General features: G+C 69.5%; 22 protein-coding genes and 4 pseudogenes. 5 read left to right on the top strand and 21 right to left on the bottom strand.

What is annotated here, in order from left to right:
- Positions 1-117: 117 nt before the first annotated feature.
- The 13 genes and pseudogenes from QEG98_RS30040 to QEG98_RS30100 form a co-directional block, all read right to left on the bottom strand.
- Complete coding sequence (locus QEG98_RS30040) at positions 118-1,314, bottom strand: hypothetical protein (protein WP_316563762.1); 1,197 nt, start codon at positions 1,312-1,314, stop codon at positions 118-120.
- Complete coding sequence (locus tag QEG98_RS30045; protein WP_316563763.1) at positions 1,311-1,580, bottom strand: cytochrome c; 270 nt, start codon at positions 1,578-1,580, stop codon at positions 1,311-1,313. The genes QEG98_RS30040 and QEG98_RS30045 overlap by 4 nt, the downstream gene beginning before the upstream one ends.
- A complete protein-coding gene (locus QEG98_RS30050) occupies positions 1,577-1,879 on the bottom strand; it encodes a hypothetical protein (RefSeq protein ID WP_316563764.1) in 303 nt (100 codons plus the stop codon). The genes QEG98_RS30045 and QEG98_RS30050 overlap by 4 nt, the downstream gene beginning before the upstream one ends.
- A complete protein-coding gene (locus QEG98_RS30055) occupies positions 1,876-2,400 on the bottom strand; it encodes a DUF3341 domain-containing protein (protein ID WP_011555509.1) in 525 nt (174 codons plus the stop codon). The genes QEG98_RS30050 and QEG98_RS30055 overlap by 4 nt, the downstream gene beginning before the upstream one ends.
- Entirely contained in the window at positions 2,397-3,875 is a 1,479-nt protein-coding gene (gene nrfD, locus QEG98_RS30060) for an NrfD/PsrC family molybdoenzyme membrane anchor subunit (RefSeq protein WP_090490150.1), read from the bottom strand. Before nrfD ends, QEG98_RS30055 begins: the two co-directional genes overlap by 4 nt.
- The gene (locus QEG98_RS30065; protein ID WP_316563765.1) at positions 3,872-4,561 is read right to left on the bottom strand and encodes a 4Fe-4S dicluster domain-containing protein; all 690 of its coding nucleotides are present in this window, start codon (positions 4,559-4,561) and stop codon (positions 3,872-3,874) included. Before QEG98_RS30065 ends, nrfD begins: the two co-directional genes overlap by 4 nt.
- Complete coding sequence (locus QEG98_RS30070) at positions 4,552-5,229, bottom strand: molybdopterin dinucleotide binding domain-containing protein (protein WP_316563766.1); 678 nt, start codon at positions 5,227-5,229, stop codon at positions 4,552-4,554. Before QEG98_RS30070 ends, QEG98_RS30065 begins: the two co-directional genes overlap by 10 nt.
- Positions 5,223-6,848, bottom strand: coding sequence for a TAT-variant-translocated molybdopterin oxidoreductase (locus tag QEG98_RS30075; protein WP_316563767.1), 1,626 nt, complete (start codon positions 6,846-6,848; stop codon positions 5,223-5,225). Before QEG98_RS30075 ends, QEG98_RS30070 begins: the two co-directional genes overlap by 7 nt.
- 203 nt (positions 6,849-7,051) lie before the next feature.
- A pseudogene (locus tag QEG98_RS30080) lies at positions 7,052-7,501 on the bottom strand (cytochrome c3 family protein); the annotation flags it as partial.
- Between the two features lie 18 nt (positions 7,502-7,519).
- Positions 7,520-7,978, bottom strand: a complete 459-nt coding sequence (locus QEG98_RS30085; protein WP_316563768.1) for a respiratory nitrate reductase subunit gamma — start codon at positions 7,976-7,978, stop codon at positions 7,520-7,522.
- 153 nt (positions 7,979-8,131) lie between these two features.
- Positions 8,132-8,974 (bottom strand): c-type cytochrome, encoded by an 843-nt coding sequence (locus tag QEG98_RS30090; RefSeq protein WP_316563769.1) that lies wholly within the window; start codon positions 8,972-8,974, stop codon positions 8,132-8,134.
- A 183-nt stretch (positions 8,975-9,157) separates the two neighbouring features.
- Entirely contained in the window at positions 9,158-9,556 is a 399-nt protein-coding gene (locus tag QEG98_RS30095; protein WP_090490155.1) for a hypothetical protein, read from the bottom strand.
- A gap of 41 nt (positions 9,557-9,597) precedes the next feature.
- The gene (locus tag QEG98_RS30100) at positions 9,598-10,707 is read right to left on the bottom strand and encodes a cytochrome-c peroxidase (protein ID WP_316563770.1); all 1,110 of its coding nucleotides are present in this window, start codon (positions 10,705-10,707) and stop codon (positions 9,598-9,600) included.
- Between the two features lie 289 nt (positions 10,708-10,996).
- Here QEG98_RS30100 and QEG98_RS30105 point away from each other — a divergent pair, with 289 nt between their 5' ends.
- Both QEG98_RS30105 and QEG98_RS30110 read left to right on the top strand, forming a co-directional pair.
- A complete protein-coding gene (locus tag QEG98_RS30105; protein ID WP_316563771.1) occupies positions 10,997-11,368 on the top strand; it encodes a hypothetical protein in 372 nt (123 codons plus the stop codon).
- Between the two features lie 439 nt (positions 11,369-11,807).
- The gene (locus tag QEG98_RS30110; protein WP_316563772.1) at positions 11,808-12,974 is read left to right on the top strand and encodes an acyltransferase; all 1,167 of its coding nucleotides are present in this window, start codon (positions 11,808-11,810) and stop codon (positions 12,972-12,974) included.
- Positions 12,975-12,989: 15 nt separating this feature from the next.
- Here QEG98_RS30110 and QEG98_RS30115 read toward each other — a convergent pair whose 3' ends face one another.
- The 3 genes and pseudogenes from QEG98_RS30115 to QEG98_RS30130 all read right to left on the bottom strand — a co-directional run bounded on the left by QEG98_RS30115 (position 12,990) and on the right by QEG98_RS30130 (position 14,147).
- On the bottom strand, positions 12,990-13,115 hold the full coding sequence (locus QEG98_RS30115; RefSeq protein WP_316568063.1) for a hypothetical protein: 126 nt from the start codon (positions 13,113-13,115) through the stop codon (positions 12,990-12,992).
- 170 nt (positions 13,116-13,285) lie between these two features.
- Positions 13,286-13,565: pseudogene (locus tag QEG98_RS42315) on the bottom strand (FxsA family protein); the annotation flags it as partial.
- Between the two features lie 51 nt (positions 13,566-13,616).
- Complete coding sequence (locus QEG98_RS30130) at positions 13,617-14,147, bottom strand: hypothetical protein (RefSeq protein ID WP_090490160.1); 531 nt, start codon at positions 14,145-14,147, stop codon at positions 13,617-13,619.
- 29 nt (positions 14,148-14,176) lie between these two features.
- Between QEG98_RS30130 and QEG98_RS30135 the strand changes: the two are divergent.
- From QEG98_RS30135 to QEG98_RS30145, 3 genes and pseudogenes are all read left to right on the top strand, one after another.
- A pseudogene (locus QEG98_RS30135) lies at positions 14,177-15,486 on the top strand (class I SAM-dependent rRNA methyltransferase).
- Positions 15,487-15,496: 10 nt separating this feature from the next.
- Positions 15,497-15,985: a YkgJ family cysteine cluster protein gene (locus QEG98_RS30140; protein WP_316563773.1), complete on the top strand. Its 489-nt coding sequence runs from the start codon at positions 15,497-15,499 to the stop codon at positions 15,983-15,985.
- Between the two features lie 214 nt (positions 15,986-16,199).
- Positions 16,200-17,314, top strand: a pseudogene (locus QEG98_RS30145) (glycerate kinase).
- A gap of 92 nt (positions 17,315-17,406) precedes the next feature.
- On the opposite strand, the gene QEG98_RS30150 reads toward QEG98_RS30145, so the two are convergent.
- The 5 genes from QEG98_RS30150 to QEG98_RS30170 all read right to left on the bottom strand — a co-directional run bounded on the left by QEG98_RS30150 (position 17,407) and on the right by QEG98_RS30170 (position 24,203).
- Positions 17,407-17,874 carry a hypothetical protein gene (locus QEG98_RS30150; RefSeq protein WP_316563774.1) on the bottom strand — a complete coding sequence of 156 codons (468 nt, stop codon included), beginning with the start codon at positions 17,872-17,874 and terminating at the stop codon, positions 17,407-17,409.
- A 138-nt stretch (positions 17,875-18,012) separates the two neighbouring features.
- Complete coding sequence (locus QEG98_RS30155; RefSeq protein WP_316563775.1) at positions 18,013-18,555, bottom strand: hypothetical protein; 543 nt, start codon at positions 18,553-18,555, stop codon at positions 18,013-18,015.
- Positions 18,556-18,566: 11 nt separating this feature from the next.
- Positions 18,567-20,576 carry a hypothetical protein gene (locus QEG98_RS30160; RefSeq protein ID WP_316563776.1) on the bottom strand — a complete coding sequence of 670 codons (2,010 nt, stop codon included), beginning with the start codon at positions 20,574-20,576 and terminating at the stop codon, positions 18,567-18,569.
- Between the two features lie 48 nt (positions 20,577-20,624).
- Entirely contained in the window at positions 20,625-23,126 is a 2,502-nt protein-coding gene (gene tssI, locus QEG98_RS30165) for a type VI secretion system tip protein VgrG (protein WP_316563777.1), read from the bottom strand.
- Between the two features lie 105 nt (positions 23,127-23,231).
- Positions 23,232-24,203 carry a nicotinamidase gene (locus QEG98_RS30170; protein WP_316563778.1) on the bottom strand — a complete coding sequence of 324 codons (972 nt, stop codon included), beginning with the start codon at positions 24,201-24,203 and terminating at the stop codon, positions 23,232-23,234.
- Between the last annotated feature and the right edge of the window lie 7 nt (positions 24,204-24,210).

Raw genomic sequence — 24,210 nt, forward strand, 5'->3', positions numbered from 1 at the left:
ACCCTGGAAAGGGCAACGCCGCCCGCCGAGGAGGACGGGCGGCGTCGCGGTCGGGAGCGGGCTTCCGGGGAGGCCTCGGCGCCGAGGCTTCCACCGCTCCCTTTCTCTGAAGCAGGCTCAGGTGTGGTGGTGCAGGCTCTCCACCAGGTACGGGTCACCCACCGGCACCATGGGCGTGGAGCGCACGGTGCGCGTCACCGCCAATGTGAAGAGCGCCGCCATTCCCACGAAGCCGGCGAGCTCGAACACCCCCAGGGCGACACCGTCAGGCTGACCACCCGGCACCACCATCAGGTACAGGTCCAGCCAGCGGCCCACCAGGAGGATGGCGGCCACCCGCAGCAGGTGCGACGGATTGCGCTTCGCGGGCCTCGGCAGCAGCAGCACGAAGGGCAACGCCCAGTTGAGCGCCACGTTCACATAGAAGGCCACGGCCCAGGTGCCGTGCAGCCGCGTGACGAAGTAGACCGTCTCCTCCGGGATGTTCGCGTACCAGATGAGCAGGAATTGCGAGAACCACAGATAAGCCCACAGCGTGGCGAAGCCGAACATCAGCTTGCCCAAGTCGTGCAGGTGGCTGGTGTTGAGCTGCGGCAGCGCACCCGCGCGGTGGAGCAGAATCGCCGTCACGGTGATGGCACACACGCTGGAGCTGAGCAGGCCCGCCACGTTGTAGAGCGCGTAGATGGTGCTGAACCAGTGCGGCTCCAACGTCATCAGCCAGTCGAACGCGGCCAGACAGAAGGTCAGCGCGAAGAGCACCAGGAACACCGCCGACACCGTCACGTTGCGCCCGGCCAGCTCCGGGGAGCGCTCCGCGTCCTGCCGCAGGGAGATGCGCCGCAGCATCCACGTGAAGCCCACCCACAGCGCCAGCATCACCACCATGCGCACCGCGAAGAAGGGCACGTTGAGGAAGGCGGCCTTCTCGTGCAGCAGGTGGTCCGTCTCCATGACGCCCGGCTTCGCCCACGGATACAGCGAGGACACGAAGGGCAGCAGCGCCAGAATCGTCACCGCGCCCCAGGGCACGTAGGCCGCGAAGGCCTCGGGGATGCGCTTGAACACGGTGAACCAGCCCGCGTTGGCCACGTACATCAGCGCCAGGAACACCGCGCCGCCCAGGCCCAGGCAGAGGAAGTAGAAGCCGCTGGTGAGCAGGCTCGTCAGGGCACGCTCACGCGCGATGGCCAACCCCGCCACCAGGATGCCCAGGCCCACGCCGGCCAACACCTGCGCCGCGCGGTGCACGGCGGGAGGAACCTCGAAGCCGCGGGTCGAAACAGCGGCCTCCTCATGCGTCGAAGCACTCATGGCACGTCCTTCCGCGCCGTCCGCGCGGGGTCCTGCAAGGTCCGGACGTAGTGGACAATCTTCCACCGGTCCTCCGGAGCCACCTGCGAGCCATGGGCCGGCATCAGCCCCTGCCCGTGGGTGATGATGTGGAACACCTGCCCGTCGGGGAGCTGCTTCGCGCGCTCCGCCAGCAGCGACGGCGGCATGGGGAAGCGCGCGGTGACGAGCCCGTCTCCCAGGCCCTCCGGGCCGTGGCACGGCCCGCAGTAGCGCGAGAAGGTCACCTTGCCCCGCGCCAGGACCTCCGGAGAGGCCGGGTACGGATTCTGGAGCTCCCGCCCCGCGCGTGCCGCCTCCTCGGCGCCCGCGGCCGGTGCAGCGGCTGATACCCACGCGGTACCGTCCCCTTCACCGGCGCCAGCAGCGTCTTGCCGTCCACGGTGACGGGGTTGGCCGCGAAGGTGTCGAACGGCACGGACGACACCATGTCCGGCGCGTATTCGAAGTTGGGCCGCGTCTCGTCCTGCTCACAGCCCGCGACGGTCAGACTCAGGACCACCACGCCCAGGTGCAGCCTTCTCACGACGCCACCTCCTCCAGCAGGTCCGTCGCCACCGCGCCGTGGCGGCGCATCAGGTCCTCGGCCGCGTCCAGCTCCGAGGGGGCCTCGCGCGGCGTCACCGCGATGGCGAACCGGTCATCCGTGACACGCGGGAGCACCGAGCGGCGGCTCCCGGGGAAGAGCTTCGCCCGCGCCAGGAAGGCCGCCACCGTCGCCAGCGCCGCGAACAGCACCGTCAGCTCGAAGGTCACCGGGATGAACGCGGGGAACGAGTTGAAGGGCTTGCCGCCCACGTTGAGCGGCCAGCTCACCACGCTGGTGTAGTACTGGAGCGACAACGCCAGCGTGCAGCCCAGCAGGCCCGCGCCGAAGCACACCCAGGTGAGGCGGCTGGGCTTGAGGCCCATGGCGTCATCCAGCCCGTGCACCGCGTACGGCGTGTACACGTCGTGGAGGACGAAGCCCGCCTCCCGCACCGCCCGGGTGGCGTCAAGCACCTGCGCCTCACTGTCGAAGTAGCCGATGAGAACCGGGGCACTCATACAGGTGCATCCTTTCGGGTGGCGATGGCCAGCGGCACAGGAGACGCGGGCCGGTGGGCCACGGGGTGCGGCTCCTCGGCGACGGGCTTCGCGGGCGGGTGTGGCTGCGCCGCATGGCCGTCACGCGCGAAGCCCAGCACGCTCTTCACCTCGCCGATGGAGATGATGGGCAGCACGCGGACGAAGAGCAGGAACAGCGTGAAGAAGAGACCGAAGGTGCCGATGAAGGTCCCCACCTCCACCATCGTCGGCGTGTACATGGCCCAGCTCGACGGCAGGAAGTCGCGGTGGAGGCTGGTGACGATGATGACGAAGCGCTCGAACCACATGCCCACGTTGATGACCAGCGACAGGACGAAGATGGCCGCGGGCGAGGTGCGAATCTTCTTGAACCAGAAGAGGTGCGGCGACACCACGTTGCACGTCACCATGATCCAATACGCCCAGGCGTAGGGACCGAAGGCGCGGTTCATGAAGGCGAAGCGCTCGTAGGGGTTGCCCGAGTACCAGGCGATGAAGAACTCCGTCGCGTACGCCAGCGACACCAGGCCACCCGTGACGATGATGATCTTCGTCATGTTCTCCAGGTGGCGCAGGGTGATGAGGTGCTCGTAGCCCAGCACCACGCGGGTGATGATCATCAGCGTCAGCACCATGGCGAAGCCGCTGAACACCGCGCCCGCGACGAAGTACGGCGGGAAGATGGTCGTGTGCCAACCGGGGATGACCGACGTGGCGAAGTCCATGGAGACGATGGTGTGCACGCTGAGCACCAGCGGCGTCGCCAGGCCCGCCAGCAGCAGGTACACGGTCTCGTAGCGGCTCCACGTCCGGTTCGAGCCCGTCCACCCCAGCGACATCACCTTGAAGACGGCCTTGCGAATCCCCGCCTTCGCCCTGTCGCGCACCGTGGCCAGGTCCGGAATCAGGCCCACGTACCAGAACACCGCCGACACGGTGAAGTACGTGGAGATGGCGAACACGTCCCACAAGAGCGGCGAGCGGAAGTTCACCCAGAGGCTGCCGCGGTCGTTCGGATACGGCAGCACCCAGAAGGCCAGCCACGGCCGGCCCATGTGGATGACGGGGAAGAGCGCCGCGCACATGACGGCGAACAGCGTCATCGCCTCCGCCGCGCGGTTGATGCTGGTGCGCCACTTCTGCCGGAAGAGGAAGAGGATGGCGGAGATGAGCGTGCCGGCGTGGCCAATGCCCACCCAGAACACGAAGTTGGTGATGTCGAAGGCCCAGCCAATCGTCTTGTTGAGGCCCCACACGCCGATGCCCGTGGCCACCTGGTAGCCGACGATGCCGGCGCCCGTGCCGAGCACGGACACCGCGATGCCAAAGGCCACCCACCACTTCCACGTGGGAGCCCGCTCCATGGGGGCGCAGATCTCCTCGGTGAGCTGGCCCAGGGAGCGCGGCTCGGTGACGAGCGGTTCGCGCAGCGGGGACAGATGCTGGTTGCTCATGTGCCGCTTCCCGACCCGGTGTTCCGGATCTTCGTGAGGTAGGTGATGGACGACCCGATGTTCAGCTCCTCCAGCAGCCGGAACGCGCGCCCGTCCTTCGCCAGTCGCGCCACCTGGCTGTCCGGGTCGTTCACGTCACCGAAGTGGATGGCCTTCGCAGGGCAGCTCTGCTGGCACGCCGTCTGGATGTCCCCGTCACGCAGCGGGCGGCCTTCCCGGTTCGCGGCGGCCTTGGACTCCTGGATGCGCTGCACGCACATCGAGCACTTCTCCATGACGCCCCGGCTGCGCACCACGACGTCCGGGTTGAGCACCATCCGCTCCAACGGCTCGGCGTGCTCGTAGTCGAACCAGTTGAAGCGGCGGACCTTCGTGGGGCAGTTGTTGGCGCAGTACCGCGTCCCCACGCAGCGGTTGTAGACCTGCTGATTCAGGCCCTCGCTGGAGTGCACCGTGGCCAGCACCGGGCACACCGTCTCGCACGGCGCATTCTCACAGTGCTGGCACATCATTGGCTGGTGGACGACCTGGGGATTGGCTTCGTCCCCCTGGTAGTACCGGTCGATGCGCATCCAGTGCATGTCCCGCCGGCGCAGCACCTCGTCACGCCCCACGCTGGGGATGTTGTTCTCCGCCTGGCACGACACCACGCAGGCCGAGCACCCCGTGCAGGCGCTCAGGTCCACCGCCAGCGCCCAGCGATGCCCCTTGTACTCGTGGCCGGACCACAGGGAGAGCGAGTGCCCTCCCCGCCGTGACCCGCCTGCACCTCGTTGCCCGCGCGCGGGTTGGCCAGGAAGGCGGCCAGCTCCGCCTCGCGCACGTGCGGCCGTCCCTCCAGCCGGTGGTGCGTCTGCGTCAGCGCCAGGGGCTGCTGCTCGCCCGTGGCCTGCACCGTGACGCCGGGCACCGTGCGCCGCGCGCGTCCGTCCACCACCGCCGACAGCGGGTAGCCGTTGACGCCGATGCCATCCGCGACGCGCCCGGCCTGCGTGCGGCCGTAGCCCACCGCCACCGCGATGACGGAGGGGTGCGTCCCCGCCTGCACCAGCACGGGCACCGACAGCGTCGTGCTCCCCGCGCGCACCTGGACGACGTCGCCGTCCTTCAGTCCCAGCGCCTTCGCGCGGGCCGGAGCGATGCACGCCGGGTTGCCCCACGTCACCTTGGTGATGGGGTCCGCCACCTCCTGGAGCCAGGCGTTGTTCGCGGGGGCGCCGTCACGCACCGCCACGGTGGGATACAGCACCAGCTCCCACTCCGCGGCATGACGGGCCACGCCGGCCAGCGCCTTCGCCAGCCCCTCCTCGCGGAAGGCGGGCGCTTCCGCCGCGGCGGCAGCGAGCGTCACCACGCCCCGGCGGAGGGCATCGTCCCAGAAGACGATGAAGCCCTGCCCCAAGCCGCTGGCCCGGGGAAGACCTCCGCCTCCCAGCGCGCGCGGAGGAAGTCGTAGTGCGGCTGGGGCGCTCCCGCCCACTGGAGCAGCGACTCCACGCCGCTGCGCGTTTCGTGTAGCGGCGCCACCGCGGGCTGACGCAGGGACACGACGCCCCGGCGCACCTCCGCGTCGCCCCACGACTCCAGCGCGGTGGACTCCGGTGCATGGAGGCCCACGTGCACGGCCGTCTCGTCCCGCCGGTCGCTGGTGGACAGCGTGAGCGGCACGTCCTTCAGCAGCGCGGCCAGCTCCGCGCCGCGCGGGTCGCTGTAGACGGGATTGGCGCCCATGAAGAGCACCGCGCCCACGCTGCCGGCGCGCAGCTCGGTCAGCAGCGTCCCCAAGGACAGCGCGTCCGCGTCCAGCGCCGTGCCGTCCGCCAGCGACACCGTGTGGCCCTCGTTGCCCAGCAGCGCGTTGGCGACGTTGGCCAGCACCTGCGTGGCCACGTCATCACCGCCCGCCACCACCAGGGCGTCCTGACGCTGGGCCCACAGCGTGTCCGCGAGCTCCGCCCTCGAAGCCTCATCCAGCGCGGGCGGCGGCAGCGACGCCAGTCCGGGCACCTCGCGGCCCGCCTTCACCGCCAGCCGTCGCACCAGGTCCGCCAGCACCAGCGCCACATCGGAAGGCGCCACCACGAAGCGGCGGTCCGCGGCGGCACCGGTGAGCGTCATCACCGGCTCCACCTGGAAGTGCCGCGACATCGTCCTGCGCCGGGCCACGTCGCGCGACTCCGCGTACTGCCGGGTGAAGGCCACGGGCGACACCCACGTCCCCAGGAAGTCCGCGCCGAAGCTGGCGATGACGGCGGCCTTGTCGAAGCGGTAGTCCGGCACGGCGTGTACGCCATGGGTGACGCGGTGGGCGTCGGCGATGGCGGACAGCTCTCCCAGGGCTTCGTCGCGCACGGTCCGCGCAGTGGGGTACGCGGCCAGGAAGCGCTTCACGGCCGCCTCCGCCGTGGGCCCCAGGTGCCAGGGCAACACCACGCGGATGCCCTTCCCCGCCTCGGTGGCCTTGCGCAGGGCCTGCGTGACGTCCGCGTCCAGGTCCGTCCAGGACACGCGCGTGGCGCCGCGGGTGGGGTAACGGGCGCGGCTCGCGTCATAGAGCGACAGCACCGACGCCTGGCCCACCGCGCACACGCCGCCGCGCGACACGGGGTGCTCGTCGTTGCCCTCCACCTTGATGGGGCGGCCATCCCGCGTCTTGAGCAGCAGGCCGCACCGGGCGCTGCACCCGTCGCAGGTGGACGCGTACCAGAGCGCCAGCCCCGGCGTGACTTCATCCGGGCGCGCCACGTAGGGGATGATTTGCTGCACCGGCGCGCGCTGGCAGGCCACCATGGCCGCCGCGGCGCTCAGGCCCATCAGCTTGAAGAAGTCACGGCGGCTGTTCGCATCCGGAGGGGTGGCGGCGACGCCCACGGGGAGCGGCTCCGCGAATTCGTCCTGCGTCTGCGCGAGCGCGCCAAGGTCGCCAGCGCGCTCCGCCAGGCTCTGCCAGTACTTGGGAAGTGGGTCGGACATGGATGGGACTCCTCAGCGGTGGCAGCTCGAGCAGTCCGTGGGGGTTGCAGGATTCGAGGGGCCTTCAAGGGCTCCGGTGCGGGGGCGCCGGACGACAGGGCCAACAGCTCTCCAGCGCGGGGCGCGGAAGGCGGCGGCGCGGACACCTGCTTCGCCGCCGTGTCGCGGTGGCAGTCCAGGCACCAGCCCATCGTCATGGGCTCCTTCTGCTCCACGCGAACCATCTCCTGCACGGGCCCGTGGCACGTCTGGCAGTCCAGGCCCGCGCCCACGTGGCTGGCGTGGTTGAAGTACGCGTGGTCCGGAAGGCGGTGGATGCGCACCCACGCCAGCGGCTTGTTCTCCGCCACCGCGGCCGCGACCTTCTGGATTTCGGGCGAGTCCGTCTTCACCTGCGTGTGGCAGTTCATGCACACGCTGGTGGAGGGCACGCCGGCGTGGCGGCTCTTCTCCGCGCCCACGTGGCAGTACTGACAATCCAGGCCGTACTGCCCGGCGTGGACGGCGTGGGAGAAGGCCACGGGCTGCTCGGGCATGTAGCCCTGCTGGTTGTTCACCGGGCCGCTACAGCCCGCCAGGGAGAGCGCGGCCAGCGGGCCCATCCAGGCAGCGGTCAGGGCACGACAAGGGAAGCGAATCGAGGCGTCTTTCATGACGGGTGTGCCGCCGCGTCAGCGGGCGGTCTCCTCCCGAGGCGTGACGAGCAGGGGCGCGGTGAGGGGCTCGGGCCGCGCGCGGATGAAGAGAGCCAGCGCCAGCACCACCATCCCGAACAGGGTGTGGAACTGGACGATGAAGGGCGCCCGCGCCAGCAGCGACGCGTCCGGCTGGAAGGCCAGCACCGAGCGCAGGTACGGCACCACCACGTGGACGTACCAGGCCGAGCCCCAGCGCAGCGCCACCGCCAGGTAGAGGCCGGAGCACGACTGCAGGAACAGCAACCCCAGCAGCGCGGCGGTGCTCCACTGCCCTTCTCGCGCGCGGCGCAGCGTCAGGCCCACCAGGCCCCAGGCGAGCAGCAGCGCGCCAATGAGGCCCACCGCCTCCAGCGTGAAGAGGCGGCCCGGCGACGCATTGAAGGCCTGCATCGCACGCGGCGCCAGCAGCCCCAGCAGGTGAATGAGGGCCACGATGACGCCCCCGCCAGCACGGCCCGCCCAGAGAGCGTCCAGGGGTGGGAGCGCTGGGGGCACCCGCGGGTGCGCGTGCCATCAGCCGGCGCGCCACGCCCGCCACGGCCGCGCCCGCCGCCACGTAGGGGATGGCGGAGAAGAGGGCTTCACTCACGGCTGACCTCGCTTGGTGTGCGCGTTGAAGGCAACGCCCATGAACCCGAGCACCGCGAGCATCCCGACGAGGCCCAGGTAGAAGAAGTCCCTGTCCGTGCGCGGCTTGCTGCCGTCGCGCGACACGTCCGCGAGGTACGCCTTGAGGGCGTACTGCTCCTCCTCCTCCAGCGGGGCCTTCGCGTACAGCGCGGCCATCATCGGCGTGTCCAGCTTCGCCAGGAGAGGCCGCATGCCGCGCTCGCCCATGCGCGCGAAGGCGAAGGTGAGGTTGGGCCCCAGCGTGCCGCCGCCCGCCACGCCCAGCCCGCGCACGTCATGACAGCCGAAACAGGCGGGACCGCCCTTCGCCAGGGCTTCGGTGCCCTCGAAGAGCCGGCGGCCGCGCGCAACCTCTTCCGAGGTCGCGTCCGTGCCCATCTTCGCCGCGGGCGACGGCTTGCAGCCGCCCTCCCCCTTCTTCGTGCAGTCGCGGAAGAAGGCGTAGAGGGCGCCAAGCTCCTCGGGAGCGAGCTGCTGGTCCGGCATGCGGATGCCGTTGAACTGCTTCAGCAGCGCGTTGGCCACCGGGTCGCCTTCGTCAATGACGGCGCCGGGGCTGGTGATGAAGCGGGTGACCCATGCCTCGTCGCGCCGCTCCATGACGCCGTGCAGGTCCGGCCCCACGCGGTCGCCCTCGCCCACCGTGTGACAGGTGGCGCAGCGCTGCGTGAAGAGCGTGGCCCCTTGCGAGGCGCTCTGCGCCCCCGCCACTGGCGCCGCCACCAGGGCCAGAAGCTGAATGACGGGGACGAGCCCCCGCGCCATGCGCGGTCGTCCGTCCTGGGCGTGTGTCCGCATCGCCGCGTGCCCCTCCTCGAAGGGAGGCCGGGCTCACTGCCCGGCACGCGTGACACGAATTGCAATGCGAGGGCCAGAATGACGAAAGGCCAACACCCAGGCGGACGTGCGTGGGGGTTGGCCTGCTGCGCGCAGCATTTGCGCCGCGCGCCGTGATTCAGCGCAGCATTTACCCGGCGCGGCTCACATCGCCGTCGTGGTGAACACGCCACGGCCAATGGCCATGATGCCGCCGATGATGAAGACGATGGACACCACCACGCCCACCAGCGGCAGCACGAAGGCCGGCTGCGGCTTGCGGCGGTTGATGGACAGCGTCGCCTGCGCCACGCCGGCGGCGAGCACCATCATCACGATGTGCCCGATGAGCGCCGGGTAATAGAAGCGCGTCACCAGCACGCCGACGCCCAGCAGCACCTGAAGCTGGAGCAGCCCGGAGTAGGCCGAGCCCAGGATGCGCCCCAGCTTGTCGAAGGGCTTCCGGGTGGCGAGCCCGTAGGCGAAGTACGCGAGGGCCAGGATTCCAGCCAGCAGCACCAGATAGCGGAGCCCGGAGTGGGCGTAGAAGAGCATTCGGTCCATGGGCCTCGCTGCTTAGCAACGCGCGGGGCGCCGCGCACGTTTCAAGACGGGTCCGGCTTGGGCGTCTTCGCGGTGCTGGGGGGCAGCTGGGGCGGAGCGATGAACTCCGCGGGGGGCAGCTCCCCCGTGAGGCTCTTGAGGAAGGCGACCAGGTCGTCCACCTCCGGGTCCGTCAGCGTGCGCGCCAGTTGGTGCTTCGCCATCAGCCGCACCATCTGCGGCAGCTCCACCACGCTGCCGTCGTGCAGGTACGGCCCCGTCTTGTCCACGTTGAGGAGCGTGGGCACCCGGAACTTGCCCCGGTCATCCTCGTTCTTCGTGGCGTCGAAGCGGCCCGCGTCCTTCAGGCCCGGGTAGTCCTCGATGAGGCCCAGCTTCTGGAAGGAGGTACCGCCCACGGCGGGGCCGTTGTGGCAGGTGGTGCACCCGGTGGTGGCAAAGAGCTGCAGGCCCCGCTGCTCCTGCTCCGTGAGCGCGTCGTGCTTGCCGCCCACGAAGGCGTCGAAGCGCGAGGTCGTGACGAGCTTGCGCTCGAAAGCGGCGATGGCGCGCGCGGTGTTGGCCATGGTCACCGGCTTCTTGTCGCCCGGGAAGGCCTCACGGAAGCGCTTCGTGTACTCCGGGATGGAGGTCAGCGTGGCCAGCACGCGCTTCTCATCCGGCATGGCCATCTCCACCGGATTGAGGATGGGGCCCGTGGCCTGCGCCTCCAGCGTGTCCGCGCGCCCGTCCCAGAACTGCGCGATGTGCCCGGCCGCGTTGTACACGGTGGGCGAGTTGCGCGTGCCCTTCAGGCCCTTGTGGCCGTCCGACAGCGCCTTGTTGTCCACGCCGAAGGTCGTCAGGCCGTGGCAGGTGTTGCAGGACACGTCGTGGTTCTTCGACAGGCGCGGCTCGAAGTAGAGCATCCGCCCCAGCGCCACCTGGGCATCGGTGTCCTCGGAGGGAGGCGGCGCGTCCTTGCGCTGGGGCAGCGGCTTGAAGAAGTGCGCGAGCTGCTCGGCCGTCATCGGCTTGGGCGCCGGCAGCTTCTGGGCTTCCGGCGCGGCCACGGGCGCCTCGGCGGGCGGCGGCGTCCGCTCACACCCCGTGAGCGCACTGACGCCCAGAGCGGACAGCGACAGCAGCGAGACCCACCGGTTCTGAATCATGGAAGCCCTCCATGGCCGCTTCGATAGCGCGGCGCAAGCTACCAGCAATCAGCCCGGGAGGAATGCCGTGTCGCGACATCCCTGTACGTCCGCTTTCCGGACCCATCAGCCACCGGGCCGCCTTCCCGCTCCGGAAGCACTCGAACGACCAGGGTGGCCTGCGAGACTTCCGACAGCGCGCTACCTCCCAGTCTCAGGCCGCCGTGCGTGCTTCAGCCAACAGGGCCCCTGTGCCTCAGGGCCGGGCGCGCGGCGCATCGAGCGGCATCGACGAGACGATGGAGGACGGATGCGGGACGGCAGCGATGGTGGACCGGTGGAGGACGTGGAGGTGCTCGTCTGCCGGAAGTGCCTGATGAAGGGCGGCACGCGTGCCGGAGGACTGGACCTGCCGCGCTGGCTCCAAGGCACGCTCACCGAACGCGGCCTGGGGGAACAGGTCCGCGTGCGCCCCTCCGGCTGCATGAACCAGTGCCCGCGCGGCAAGGTCACCGTGCTCGTCTCCAGCGACTCCGGCCGCGGCGGCGCCCTGGTGACGGTGGACCCGAGGCTGCATCGAGAGGAGCTGGTACAGCTCGTCGAACGCCATGCGCGTGGCGAGCCCACCCGGGAGGCCCCCGTCCCCAGCGACGTGGAGGTGGAGCGCGACGGGGCGACGTAGCCGCGCCTGGCGGGCCACCTCGGACGGCGTGTCGTCACGGCGGAAGACGAGCCGGTCCACCACGTACGACACCGCGAGCCCGGACGCCGTGCCCACCGCGTCCCACGCCGGTCCTTCATCGAGAACGTCGTCCCGCGCCCCAAGTCATAGAGCTCCTTGCCCACCCCCGCGCCCATCGCGAGCCCCGCGCCGGTGAGCCAACGCGCGTGGGGATTGTCGAAGAGCAGCGCGCCCCCGGCGTACCCCGCGCCCGCGAACATGAAACACGCCGCGAAGTGTTTGGGCTTGTCCGGCCCCAGCCACGCATCACCCGACGCGGCGCGCGCGCCGAGAGGCGCCAGGAGGACGAGCAACAGCAAGCTGGGCAGCAGGGCGTGCAGGCGCATGTCCCTCCCTGTAGCACCACACGACCCGTCAGGGTGCCCTGTCTCTCCGTGAAGTGGGGGCTGACGGGTTCATGCGTTTTCGAGACGTAGCCCGAGTCACGGCCTATGCTGGGGACCTCGTGAGTCAACTCGGCCCTACCTTCACCTTCCAGAAACGAGACACCCGGCACCCCGGGCTCGACTGCGCGCGCGGACTCGCGGTGATGGCGATGGTCATTGGCCACACGCTGGACGCGGTGTTGTCGCCGGCCGTGCGCGCGGACGTGTGGGTCCAGCACTACTGGACCTGCCGAGGCATCACCGCGCCCCTGTTCCTGATGGTCGCGGGGTGGGCGGTGGTCGCGGCGCTGGGCTCGAAGCCCACGGCGGCCCGGGACACCTACGGCAAGCGGGTGCGGCGCGCGCTGCTGCTCATCTTCCTGGGCTACCTCGTCCACTGGCCCGGGTGGTCCACGGTCATCCAGATGGGGATGACCGAGCGGATGCTGACGAAGGTGCTCGTCTTCGACGCGCTCCAATGCATCGGCTTCGCCCTCCTGGCGGGCGCCACCCTGCTGGCGGTGACGCCGGGCCGCTGGGGACGCACGGTGATGCTGGCGGTGGTCGCGGTGGGCCTGCCGCTGGTGAGCGCCACCCTGTGGACCCTGGGCGAAGGGTTGCCCGGGCCGCTGACCCAGTTCATCGGCAGTGGCGGCGCCAGCCGCTTCCCCTTCTTCCCATGGGCCAGCTACTTCTTCGCGGGTGCCCTGGCCGCGAGCCTGCTGGGCACCCTCCGCCCCGGCGTGCCGCAGGGGCTGGCGCTGCTGATTCTGGGCGGCGGCCTCTTCTGGTTCATGCGCGGGCAGAACCAGGACTGGGGCACCGCCAGCGCGTGGCTGGTGGCGTACCGCGTGGGCCAGGGGATGATGGTGCTGGGCGTGGTCAACCTGCTGCCGCGCAAGGTCAGCGGCCTGCTGGCGCCCCTGGGCCGCCTGTCGCTCTGGGTCTACGTGCTGCACCTGCCCATCGTGTACGGCTGGTCCAGCTACGCGGGCCTGTCCAGCCGCGTGGGCCCCACCCTGACGCTTCTGGAGGGACTGGGCATCGGCGTATCGCTGCTGGTGGGCTGCGCCCTGGTGGCCCGCCTTGGCACGTGGCTGAGGGACCAGGCCCGGCCGTGGCGCACCGGCTCCACCACGCTAGAAGCCAGCGTGGGCAGCCTGGGCTCGCGCGGGAACTGACGTCCGGGCGGCGCGTCAGCTCCGCCTGGGCTCCTCCTCGGTGAACTCGGCATCCACCTCCGGCTGCGGGCCCTGAGGCCGGCGGGCCACGGTGCCGCCGGCGTCCGGCTCCAGGGCACCGGTCCGCGGAGAACGCGGCACGGGGCCTCCGGGAAAAGGGCTTCCCACGGACGCGTGGAAGCCGCCCCCAAACGCCCCGCCACCGAAGGTGGTGACGTGCATCGAGCCTCACGCACCTTGCGCTCCAGGGTGCGACGCACGCGCGCGGAGATGAGGCGCCGCACGGGCGGCAGCAGGAGCAGCAGCCCCACGACATCGGTGAGGATGCCGGGGATGACGAGCAGCACGCCGCCCGCCAGCACCAGCACGCCACTGAGGATGCCTTCCTCGGGCACCGCCGCGCGCCATGGACTCACGCCAGTGGCGCAGCACCCGCCTGCCCTCCCGCCGGGAGAGCGCGGTGCCCACCAGGCCGGACACCAGCACCCAGGCAAGGGTGGGCATGGGCCCTATCTGCCGGCCAATGGCCAGGAGCAGGTAGAGCTCAAGGAAGGGCACCACGATGAGGGCGAGGAGGAGGTAGCGGAACACGCCCCCAAGGTAACGCTTCGAGAGGGGTCGTGCTCGTCTTCCGCCGCCGCGTCAGCGCCCGCCGAGCTGCCCCACCAGGGTGTCCACCACCAGGTACAGGACCACGAAGATGCCAATGGCGATGAGGACCATGCGCGTGGAGAGCTGGAAGCCGCGGGAGCCCTCCGTCTCCAGCGCGTAGCTGCCCGCGCCCATCGCCTCGGGCACGCCGGCCACCTCGCCCGCGTAGCGCGCCGTGCGGACGTACTGCTCCACCACTCCGGCATCGTCCTTGCCGGTCAGCGAGCGGCCCAGCTGCGGGTCCACCAGCCGGACACCGGCCTCGGAGGCCAGGGCCGCTGCGGCCTCCACGGCCTCGCGCATCAGGTCGGGGCGGTCCGACAGCGGCACGCGCAGCTCGGTGGCCACCACCTGTCCGCCCTCACGCAGCTCGCCGACGTCGACGTCGCCGTTCTTGAAGGACCACCTGCGCACGCCGTCCGGCCGGGCGACCACGCCCCGCTCGGAAAGGAGGGCATCCACCCGCGCTGCCTCATAAGGCGAGCCCGGCGTCATCGTCTGGAGGAGCAACTCGTATCTCACGCGGGTTGCGAGTATACGCCGCGAACGCCATGTCCACCTCTTCCAAGCCCCCTACCCGCGCCGAAGCGGAAACCGGCCCTCGGGCCCCTCCTCTCAGCAGCAGGGCCGGGGCCGTCCCCACACCCGCCCCGAGAAGCCCGCCCCGGACCGCACCTCGCCCGAGCTGGGCCCGGACGGCCTTCCCCAGGTGTCCCTGCTGCGCCGCGGCGTGGAGCGCTGGCAGGGCGGCCACCCGTGGATCTACCGCGCGGACCTGAATGGCGACCCCGGGCTGCCCGGCGGCGAGGTGGTGCGCGTGACGGACACCCGGGGATGGTTCCTGGGCAAGGCCTTCTATTCGAAGCACTCGAAGATTTCCCTGCGCTGGCTCTCCTTCGACGACGTCGCGGTGGACGCGGACTTCTTCCGGGAGCGGCTCCTGGCCGCGGACCGGCTGCGCCAGCTCGCGCTCCCGGGGGAGAAGACGTACCGCCTGGTGCATGGCGAGGCGGACGGGTTGCCCGGGCTCGTGGTGGACCGCTACGGCGACTTCCTCAGCGTGCAGTTCCTGGTCCCCGCCATGGAGCAGCGCAAGGCGCTCATCGCCGACCTGCTCCAGGCGCAGTTCAACCCGCGCGGCATCATCAACCGCTCCGACGTGGGCGTCCGCAACCTGGAGGGCCTCACTCCGGAGAAGGGCGTGCTGCGCGGCGAACATCCCGGCCCGGTGTCCTTCGACGAGGGCCTGGTGAAGATGCGCGCGGACCTGCTGGAGGGCCAGAAGACGGGCGCCTTCCTGGACCAGCGCGAGAATCACGTCATGGCCGCGCACTATGCCCACGGCGAGGCGCTGGACTGCTTCTCCTACGTCGGCGGCTTCGCGCTCCAGCTCGCCACGCGGGCCAGGCACGTCACGGCGATTGAAATCTCCGAAGCGGCCTCGGCGCAGCTTCGGGAGAACGCCGCGGCCAACAAGCTGAACAACCTGGACGTGGTGGTGGCCAACGCCTTCGACTTCCTCCGCGACGCGGTGGACGAGGGCAAACGCTTCGACACCATCGTCCTGGACCCGCCGTCCTTCGCGAAGAACAAGGACGCCATCCCCGCCGCGGTGCGCGGGTACAAGGAAATCAACCTCCGCGCCCTGCAGCTGTTGCGGCCCGGCGGCATCCTCATCACCGCCAGTTGCACGTACCACGTGGACGAACAGGCCTTCGAGGACATGCTCGCCTCCGCCGCCGCGGACGCCCGCCGCCGCGTGCAAATCATCGAGCGCCGCGGCGCCGGCCGGGACCACCCCGTGCTGCTCAACCTGCGCGAGACGCGCTACCTGAAGTGCTTCGTGCTCCGGGTGCTCTGAGGATTCGCCCATGCGGACGCGGGACTGGGACGACGAGGACGACGACGCGCCCCTGGGTGGCACCCGCGAAAGGGAGCGCGCGCTGAAGGAAGTGCGCGCCGTCTACCGCCAGGCGGACGCGGCCTACGCCCCCTACTCCTGCCCGGCCAGCGGCAAGTGCTGTCAGCTGGCCATCACGAAACGCCAGCCCTGGCTGTGGCAGCCCGAATGGGAACTGCTGTCCCGAGGGCGCCCGCTGCCGCCACCTCGCACGGACGGCGGCTGTCCCTACCTGGACGCCACGGGCCTGCGCTGCTCGGTGTACGCGGACCGGCCCTTCGGCTGCCGGACCTTCTTCTGCCAGCGCATCCAAGGCCCCTCACGCCAACCCGCGGAGACGGTAGCCACGCTGCTGGAGCGGCTGGAGCGTGTGTCTCAGCGCGTGGCCCCTTCACTGAAGGCTCCGCGCCCTTTGCTGGACTGGCATGAGGAGGCCTGGCACGCGGCGACAAAAGCTTGAATTGCCACTTTTCAATTCAAGTCTTTGTAGGAATTCGCGGCGCTAACGTCCGGTTGATACATAGAAGTGATGAAACACGCATCACCCCAGGAGTGGGAATGACGTTGGGAGTGGTATGCCAGGGGTGGGGGCTCTCGCAGGTAGAGGACGCGGTACAGGTCCCCTGGCCTTCTGGAGTTCCCTGGACACCTCAGAAAGCGCCAAGCCCTTCACCGTGATTTCTCCTCGCTGGCTCGTCGCACCGCAAGAATTCAAGGGAACGCTGTCCGCCGCGGAAGCGGCTGAAGCCATGGCTCGCGGCCTCCGTGAGTCCTCGCCGGAAGTGGTGCTGGACGTGGCGCCGCTCGCGGATGGCGGGCCTGGGACCGTGGAAGCGCTGCTGACGGGCCTGCGCGGCGAGCGTCGTCAGCAGGTGGTGCGTGGACCGCTGGGCGCGCCCGTGGAAGCCCACTGGGCCCTGGTGGAGGACGGACGCACGGCGGTGGTGGAGATGGCCTCCGCGTCCGGCCTGTCGCTGCTGGCGCCCGAGGCTCGCGATGCGTTGAAGGCATCCACGTATGGCACCGGCGAGCTGATGCACGCGGCGCTGGAGTCGGGCTGCGAACGCCTCATCGTCTGCCTGGGTGGCAGCGCCACCACGGACGCGGGCACCGGGGCGCTCAGCGCTCTGGGCTTCCGCTTCCTGGACGCGCGAGGACAGCCTCTTCCCCGGGAGGCGCGGCGCTGGCCCAGCTCGCCCGCATGGACGCGAGTGGCCGTCATCCCCGCCTGGGCGCCGTGGAGCTGCTGGGTGCCACGGATGTCACCTCACCCTTGTTGGGGCCGGACGGAGCCGCGCGTCTCTTCGGTCCGCAGAAGGGCGCGGACGAGGCCGGCGTGGAAGCACTGGAGGCGGCGTTGGCACACGCGGCGACGGTGCTGGGGGATACGTCCGCGGGCTGGCCCGGCGCGGGAGCGGCGGGAGGCTTTGGGTTTGGCCTGCTGGCCCTCACTGGCGCGCGACTGGTGCCCGGCTACGAGCTGGTGTCACGCGCGCTGGGCCTGGAGCGGCGCGTGCTGATGGCGGACGTGGTGCTGACCGGTGAGGGACGCTTCGATCGTCAGACGTCGCTGGGCAAAGGCCCGGGCGGCATCGCCAGGCTGGCCCGCGAGCACGGCACGCCGGTGGTGCTCTTCGCCGGACAGGTGCAGCGGGATGAAGGTCTGGCGCTGGACCTCTTCCACGAGGTGGTGGAGCTGAGCGCCCACGCCCAGCCGGGCGAAGCGGCCTCGAAGGTGCTGTGCGAAGCCGCCGCGCGCTGGGCGGCCCAGCGTCTCAAGGGACGCTGAGCCGAGCCGTCACATCCTGCCGGGCCTGGCGACGAGAGAGGCGTCGGTGGCGCAGCGCCGCGCAGCGTCTCAAGGGACGCTGAGCCACACCGTCACTTCCCGTCTGGCTTGGGCGGCGACGCGGGAGGCTTCGCCGGTGCCGCCGCGCCCGCCAGCTTCCAGTGAACCAGCGCGTCCTTCGTCCCGTCATACACGACGAGCGACGGCGCCCCGCCCGTCCACAGCAGCGCCGCGCCCTTCTCCGGGACAGCGCCCAGTGACAGGGGCGGCTTGAAAGCCGCGCCGACCTGCTGCACGTAGAGCTGCGGGTTGCGGCCCGCGCTGTTCAGGACGCGGTAGAAGAGCCAGTCACCCTCGGGTGACAGCGAGCCCAGCGTCACCGACTCCCCGGAGGCATAGCGCGCCAGCCGCACCGTCACCGCGGGCGCGCCTTCCCACGACACGCGCCAGATGCCAGGGTCCTCGGGCTTCTCCTTCCCCTCCTCCCGCTTCGGCGCCACGTCACGGCCCAGGGCCACGAGCGCCACCGGCAACGAGGGATGCAAACGCAGCGACTGCAACGTGAGGCCATCCACCGCCAGCTTGCGCAGCGCGAGCGCCAGCGGGTGCTCCGGCTGGGGCTTGGCGGTCAGGCCCGTAGAGCTCCAGCGGCACGCCGGGCTTCTGCACCGCCACCAGCCCCGCCCCCGCGTCCCACTTCACCGCGCCGACGACGGAGCCCAGCTCCAGCGAGCCCAACTTCGCGCGCTTTTCGCCCTCCAGCCGCCGGTGCGCAGCCGGAAGGAGATGCGGGAGGTGCGGGCATAATTCGCGGTGTCCTCCAGCTCCGCCGCCACCACCAGCGGGGCGTGAGAAATCCACGCGCCGCGGATGGCGACCTCCTCCAGTCGCTCGACCATGAACCACGTCTTGGCCAGTTGCCACTTGAGGTCGTACATCACCAGGCTTCGAGTCTGGAGGTACGCCAGGTGCGTGGATGATGGAGGCAGCATCCCTTGCAGTTCGCCTCCGGAGACCTGCTCCAGGTACTCGTCATCCACCTCGACGCGGCGCACCTCGGAGCCGGACAGCTCCAGCCGCCAGAGCTTGTCATTCAGCGTGAGCACCGACACCGAATCCGGCGCCGGAGATGGAAACACGAGCGCCACCTGATTCCAGGGGAACGGCGACGGATGACGCACGGGCGCCGCGGCCGCGGGCAGTTGAGGCGTCAGCAGGAAGGGGTCCTTGTTGGGCTCCATGGGCGGGGCTCCTACTTCGCCTTCGTGGTCGCGGTGAACAACATGGGACCGCTGGCCAGGCCGCCCGCCTTGTCAATCTGTTCCAGCGGGTGCTGCAGCCGCATCAGCGTCGTGAAGTTGTCCTCGAGCTTGTCCACCGCGGCGCCCGTCACGTTGAGGTCCGTTTGAAGCTTCTTGAGGCCCTCCTTCATCTTCGGGGCGACCTCCATCATGCGGTAGTAGCGCATGGGATTGACGATGGCGAACTGGGTGAAGAGGTTCACCTGCGTCGGCAGCTCCTTCTGGATGAACTCCAGCCCGCGGATGGTGCGGCTGTACCAGGCCGCGTACGCCACGGGCTCGGCGGTAATCATGTACCAGTCGGTGCCGAACATGATCTTCTTCAGCATCCATGGACTGGACTTGAGGATTTCAGCCAGCAGCTTCCACTTCTGCTTCTCCATCAGGTCCAGATAGGAGATGTCCGTGTAGAAGTTGGGGAACTCGTTGCACAGCTCGACGATGGAGCCAATCCAGCTCTTGTCGTACTGAACCTTCTGGCCATCCTGCTTGACGGTCAATCCCTTGCGGAAGTCCCAGAAGGTGCCGTCACTGGCGAAGTGCGCCAGGCACAGGCGCAGCTTCGGGTTGTCATTGAGCACCGGACGCCACGCTTCCGGGTGCACGTAGTTCTCATAGAAGTAGCGCATCCGGCCCGGGTTCAGCAGCTTCTCCTTGGCCTCGATGGCGTCCTCCACACCATTGCGCGCGCGGCGGAGCACGAGCGGGATATGGCTCTTCCAGCTCGCCTCCAGCTCCGTCACGTAATCGCGCGCCTTGGTGATGTCCGCGTCGGCCTTGGCGATGGCTTCCTTCGAAGGCCAGTACTTCGGGTCGTTGCGGATGGCCTCGTCCGGCTCGTGGTCCAGGTAGAAGCGCCGCTCGTGCGTGTAGAAGCCGGACGGCGTGCAGTGGGTCATCAGCGGGATGTCGTTCGACGCGCACTCGGAGAAGAACCAGCTCAGGATGTCCTTCACCGGCGCATGGCGCTCCTTGGGCATGTAGCCCTGAGGCGTGTACATCTTGAAGCCGATGTAGGGAGCCGCCTTGGAGGCCGTCACCACCTTCTCGAAGGGGAACGACTTGTCCTCGTTCTTGATGAAGCGGCGCGGTTCGAAGTGAAACATGGGCAGCAGCCGGAAGGGATTCTCCGCGACCACCTGCTCGGTGTGCCGGAGCTGCCGGTCCCACGTCTCGTGAAGCCTTATCTCATCGGACTTCGCTTCAATCAGCTCGCCAGGGTCGTCGGACTTCGTGCGCCAGCGGTAGGTGAAGCGGGGCTCGGCCCCATCGAAATCCGAGCTGTAGATAGGGTCCCCCTGGTAGCCAGCCAGGTGGCAGTAATCCATGTCCATGGTGAGGACGATGGACATGCCCAGGTAGGAAGCGCTGGCCTCCGCGTGGCCCTGCGTGGACGCATAAGCCCGCAGGGGCGCGGGGATGGTGTACTCCTCCACGTTGCCCATTCCATCCGAGGTGTATCCCGTCCGGTCCTGGGCAAGGCTGTCATTGGAGCGCACGGCCTCTTCGCCAATGCGGTGCGTGTCGCGGTGGGACACATCACCAATGTCGGGCGCGAACGGGATTTTCGCCGCCCAGAAGCCCAGGCGGTTGATTTTCGTGCGGCTGGTGCCCGTGCCCACGAGGAAGCCCAGCCCCTTGTCCTTCATCATCTGCACCAGCGCGGGCATGGGCGTGCAGTTGCCGCTCATGATGTGCATGTGCGCGTCGAAGTGGACGGGCGGCAAGGTGAGCGGCGTTCCCGGCGTGGCGATGAGGTTCTGCGGCCCTCCGGCGGACACCTGGTTCTCTGGCAGGTCCGGGATGATGACCCGGTCATCCGCCTTCACTTCATTGGCGCCGCGAGTGGCGCGCAGGCCCCCGTTGTCCGGATGCTCGTAGATGAGCTTCCATTCCTTGAACCCGTACTTCTGCGCGATTGAGTCGGGGGAGTCCCCGTCCTTGACGACGTACGTTTCCATCGCTGGCCTATCCGAAATGGCGCGTGTGCCCGCGCGGGCGGGTACGGCTCAGGAACCCTTGTTGATGCGGCCTGACATCTCCGGGAAGACGACGCGGTAGTCGCCGGGCGGCACCTTCTCCACCACGCCCTTCCCGCTCCCGTCCACGCGGCCCTTCTTGATGGTGCCGTCGGGCATGTGCAGCTCGAAGGGCTGGTCCTTGATGGGCTTGCCGTCCATGCCCTTGAGGTTGAACTCGACGTTGACGGGGTCTGGCTCCTTGAAGTGCTCCAGCTCCTTCGCCTTGCGCGAGTCGCTCTTGAGCGAACCAGCCGCCTCCATCTTCACCTTGCCGCCCTTGATCTTCACTTCCTTGCCGTCGACGGTGAGCGTCTTGAGGGCGAAGGTCACCTTGCCGGACTTCTCCATCTTCAGGATGAGATTGTCACCGACGAGCAGCGAGAAGGTGTCTGCCTTCAGCTCGAACTTCTTGGCCAGGCCCGCCATGGCCTCGGTGATGTAGAGGCCGGTGGTCTTCCCGATGTCCTCTTCCCAGTCCTTGCCGATGGTCAGCGTGAGCTGGCCCTTGGTGCGCAAGTCCCAGTCCATGCCGACGTCCACCGTCTTGTCCTTGCCGACCGTCTCCTGCCGCGAGCCCAGCACGTGCTCGGTGTGCGCGGCGGCGACCTGGAGGCCGCGCGCGCCGCCGGTGGCCTCGTTGTAGGCCAGCGCCACGTTGACGCTGTAGACGCCGCCAATGGTGGTGGCCTTCGCGGCCCCTACGTTCTCCATGGCGCCCTGGAGCACCAGCGCGGTGAGGTTCCCGCCCACCGTCATCGTCTGGTTGCCCTCCACTGCCTCGTCATGGGACAGCGTCGTCCGGGTGGAGCGGTTGCCCTGCACCAGCAACGTCTGGTTCTGCTCGACGACGCCCACGTCGTCCATGCCCACGCGCAGCTCCTGGTTGCCCTCCACCGTGCGCTTGCGGTCCTTCTTCACCAGCAGATCCTCGAAGCCCGTCACCTGCTGGTCCTTGTCGTTCTCCGTGAGCAGGTCCTCGTCCTTCTGCGCGTGGGTGAAGACCTCCTCCTGGCCCGCCGCGTCCTCGATGCGGACCTCGTTGAAGCCGTCACTGCCCAGGCTGGAGGCGCTCTTGCGCGTGGACTTCGTCTTCTCCCCCGGCAGGCCATACGGCACCGTGTTGGTGCCGTTGTAGACGGCGCCCGCCACCAGCGGCCGGTCCGGGTCGCCTTCCAGGAAGCGCACCACCACCTCCTGGCCGATGCGCGGCAGCCACACGTCACCCCAGGCCGGGCCGCCCCACGGCTGGCCCACGCGCACCCAGCACGAGGACCGCTCGTCGCGCTTGCCCTCGCGGTCCCAGTGGAACTGCACCTTGATGCGCCCGTGCTCGTCGGTGTGAATCTCCTCGCCCGCGGGGCCCACCACCGTGGCCGTCTGCGGACCCGCCAGCTGCGGCAGGGGCGTCAGGCGCCGGGGCCGGAAGGGCACGGCCTTGGGCAGCAACTGGTACTGGTTGCGGTACAGGCCCTGAATCGCCTCGCTGCCCGCGCTGACGTCCGGCTGCGTGCCCGAATGCACCACCTCCGTCACCAGGTACTCGCCCGCGAAGGTGCCATCCTCCGGGGACTGCACCTCCAGCAGGTACCCGGGCGTCAGGCGCGGCGCCACGCCCTGCCCCATCAGCGTGCGCCCGCCCATGCTGGCCGCTTCCGTGCGCACGTTCGTCGCCGCCTTGCCCACGCCCGGCGCCACGTAGCCCGCCGGATAGTCGTAGAGCTCCAGCTCCGTGACACCTTCGGGCGCCTGCGCCTTGCCGGAGATGTCCAGGCCAGGCTTCTCGAAGTCGAAGTCCTTCAGGTGCACGGCGCCGGGGCGCAGCCGGTGCACCACTTCCAGCGCGGAGAGATACTCACCCTCCACGACCTCCTTGCCCAGACTGGGACGCAGCGGGAGCTGCTGGCCCTGCGGCAGGGGCGCGTGCGCGCTGGGCTTGTCCCCCAGCACCAGGGTGTGCCCGTCCTCGGTGTGCTCGAAGAAGTAGAAGATGCCTTCCCACTCCATGAGGCGGCTGAGGAAGGCGAAGTCGCTCTCCCGGTACTGCACGCAGTACTCGCGGGGGGCGTAGCTGCCGGACAGGGCCAGCCGCGTCTTCACGCCCGCCGCGTCCAGGACGTCCTTGAGGATGTCCGGCACGGACTTCTGCTGGAAGATGCGGCTGCGGTGGTGCTGGGTGAGCCGCCACAGCCGGGGCACCACGTGCGCCCGGTAGCGGCGGCGGCCCGTCTTCATGCCCAGCGATTCCACCTCGCGGACCCAGCCGTGCACGTAGCGGGGCGCGCTGTCGCGAATGGAGAGGGTGAGCAACGCGTCCTGCTCCAGCAGCTCACTGGTGGCGATGGGGTTGCCATCCTTGGCGAAGAAGTCCACCCGGAAGTCGAACAGGTGGCTCAACGCCTCGGTGCCGGAAATGCTCGAAACACTCAGCGCATCCGCGCCGTGTGAGCCGACCTGCACCGTGAACGCAGGCGGATTGAATTGAGCGGCCATGACTCCCTCTTCACCGACGCGGAGGTCCCCAGCCTCGCCGGGAACGAACGGGAGATTCTACCACACGCTGGGTACGTGGGAGCACGCGCCCGGAATGCCGCCCGGCTACCCTTCCAGCGGATCCGAGGTTCGGACCACCCGCATCCCCGCCGCCTGGAAGTCCCGGAGGGCCTCCTTCGCCAACCGGGGGAAGTCCAACGAGGCGGGCAGCGGCTCCAGGGGAGGCGCCGGCACCGGACTCATGGCGTCCTCCAGGATGTGGATGCGGCCCATCTTCGACGGGTCCGTCTGCTCGATGTGACGCCGCAGGTCCAGCAGCGTGTTCAGCACGCAGTGGGAGCTGGCCTGACCGAAGACATAGACGCGGTCAAAGGACATCAGGCGCTCGAAGAGGCGCGTGTTGAAGGCCCCGACCTGCTGCCCCTTCAGCTCCGTCACCTCGGGTGAGAGCACGGAGTAGTTCTCCGTGAGCGGGTGCTCCCCCTTCAGCTCGAAGTGCGTGGGTATGTCGCGCACCAGGGCATGGAAGAGGCTCGCCTCGAAGACGGACGGAACCAGCGCGTGGCTCAGGCCGCCCAGCATCGCGTGGAAGGGCCAGACGGTGAGCACGTACCGGCCGCTGGCCTCCAGTTGCTCGCAGTAGGCCAGGCTCTCCTCGTGGAAGCGCGTGGCCCGCCAGCGGCCGGAGCGAACATCCGCCGCGGTGATGGCCGTCAATGGCGGCGGCGGCCGGCCTTCCGCGTCCCGCCACCAGGACGGATGAAACACGTGGTACGCGTGGTGCGTGTCCAGCGAGAACACCAGCTCCGTCACCCGGTCCAGGTTCGCGTAGAGCCAGCGCAGCGCGCGCTGGGTGTCCTCCACCGCGCCGGGCACGAAGAGGCTGGCGCCCGGCGTGCAGAAGGCCACCTGCACGTCGATGCCGAACGCGGCGATGCGCGTCGCGTCCTCACGCGCGGGGCGGATGCGGTGCTCCGCCACGTAGCGGAGGGCCTCCTCGGTCACCTCCGCGCCACGCTCCAGGTAGAGCTGGCTGACGCGGGCGTCCTCGTGAAAGCGGGGAATGGGCAAGGGCATGTCGGCC

It is taken from the genome of Myxococcus sp. MxC21-1 (assembly GCF_032612255.1).
Classification (GTDB): domain Bacteria; phylum Myxococcota; class Myxococcia; order Myxococcales; family Myxococcaceae; genus Myxococcus; species Myxococcus virescens.

Coding starts and splice junctions, on each gene's coding strand:
- QEG98_RS30040 (WP_316563762.1), bottom strand. CDS start 1,314: ATGAGTGCTTCGACGCATGAGGAGGCCGCTGTTTCGACCCGCGGCTTC.
- QEG98_RS30055 (WP_011555509.1), bottom strand. CDS start 2,400: ATGAGTGCCCCGGTTCTCATCGGCTACTTCGACAGTGAGGCGCAGGTG.
- nrfD (WP_090490150.1), bottom strand. CDS start 3,875: ATGAGCAACCAGCATCTGTCCCCGCTGCGCGAACCGCTCGTCACCGAG.
- QEG98_RS30075 (WP_316563767.1), bottom strand. CDS start 6,848: ATGTCCGACCCACTTCCCAAGTACTGGCAGAGCCTGGCGGAGCGCGCT.
- QEG98_RS30090 (WP_316563769.1), bottom strand. CDS start 8,974: ATGCGGACACACGCCCAGGACGGACGACCGCGCATGGCGCGGGGGCTC.
- QEG98_RS30095 (WP_090490155.1), bottom strand. CDS start 9,556: ATGGACCGAATGCTCTTCTACGCCCACTCCGGGCTCCGCTATCTGGTG.
- QEG98_RS30100 (WP_316563770.1), bottom strand. CDS start 10,707: ATGATTCAGAACCGGTGGGTCTCGCTGCTGTCGCTGTCCGCTCTGGGC.
- QEG98_RS30105 (WP_316563771.1), top strand. CDS start 10,997: ATGCGGGACGGCAGCGATGGTGGACCGGTGGAGGACGTGGAGGTGCTC.
- QEG98_RS30140 (WP_316563773.1), top strand. CDS start 15,497: ATGCGGACGCGGGACTGGGACGACGAGGACGACGACGCGCCCCTGGGT.
- QEG98_RS30155 (WP_316563775.1), bottom strand. CDS start 18,555: ATGGAGCCCAACAAGGACCCCTTCCTGCTGACGCCTCAACTGCCCGCG.
- QEG98_RS30160 (WP_316563776.1), bottom strand. CDS start 20,576: ATGGAAACGTACGTCGTCAAGGACGGGGACTCCCCCGACTCAATCGCG.
- tssI (WP_316563777.1), bottom strand. CDS start 23,126: ATGGCCGCTCAATTCAATCCGCCTGCGTTCACGGTGCAGGTCGGCTCA.
- QEG98_RS30170 (WP_316563778.1), bottom strand. CDS start 24,203: ATGCCCTTGCCCATTCCCCGCTTTCACGAGGACGCCCGCGTCAGCCAG.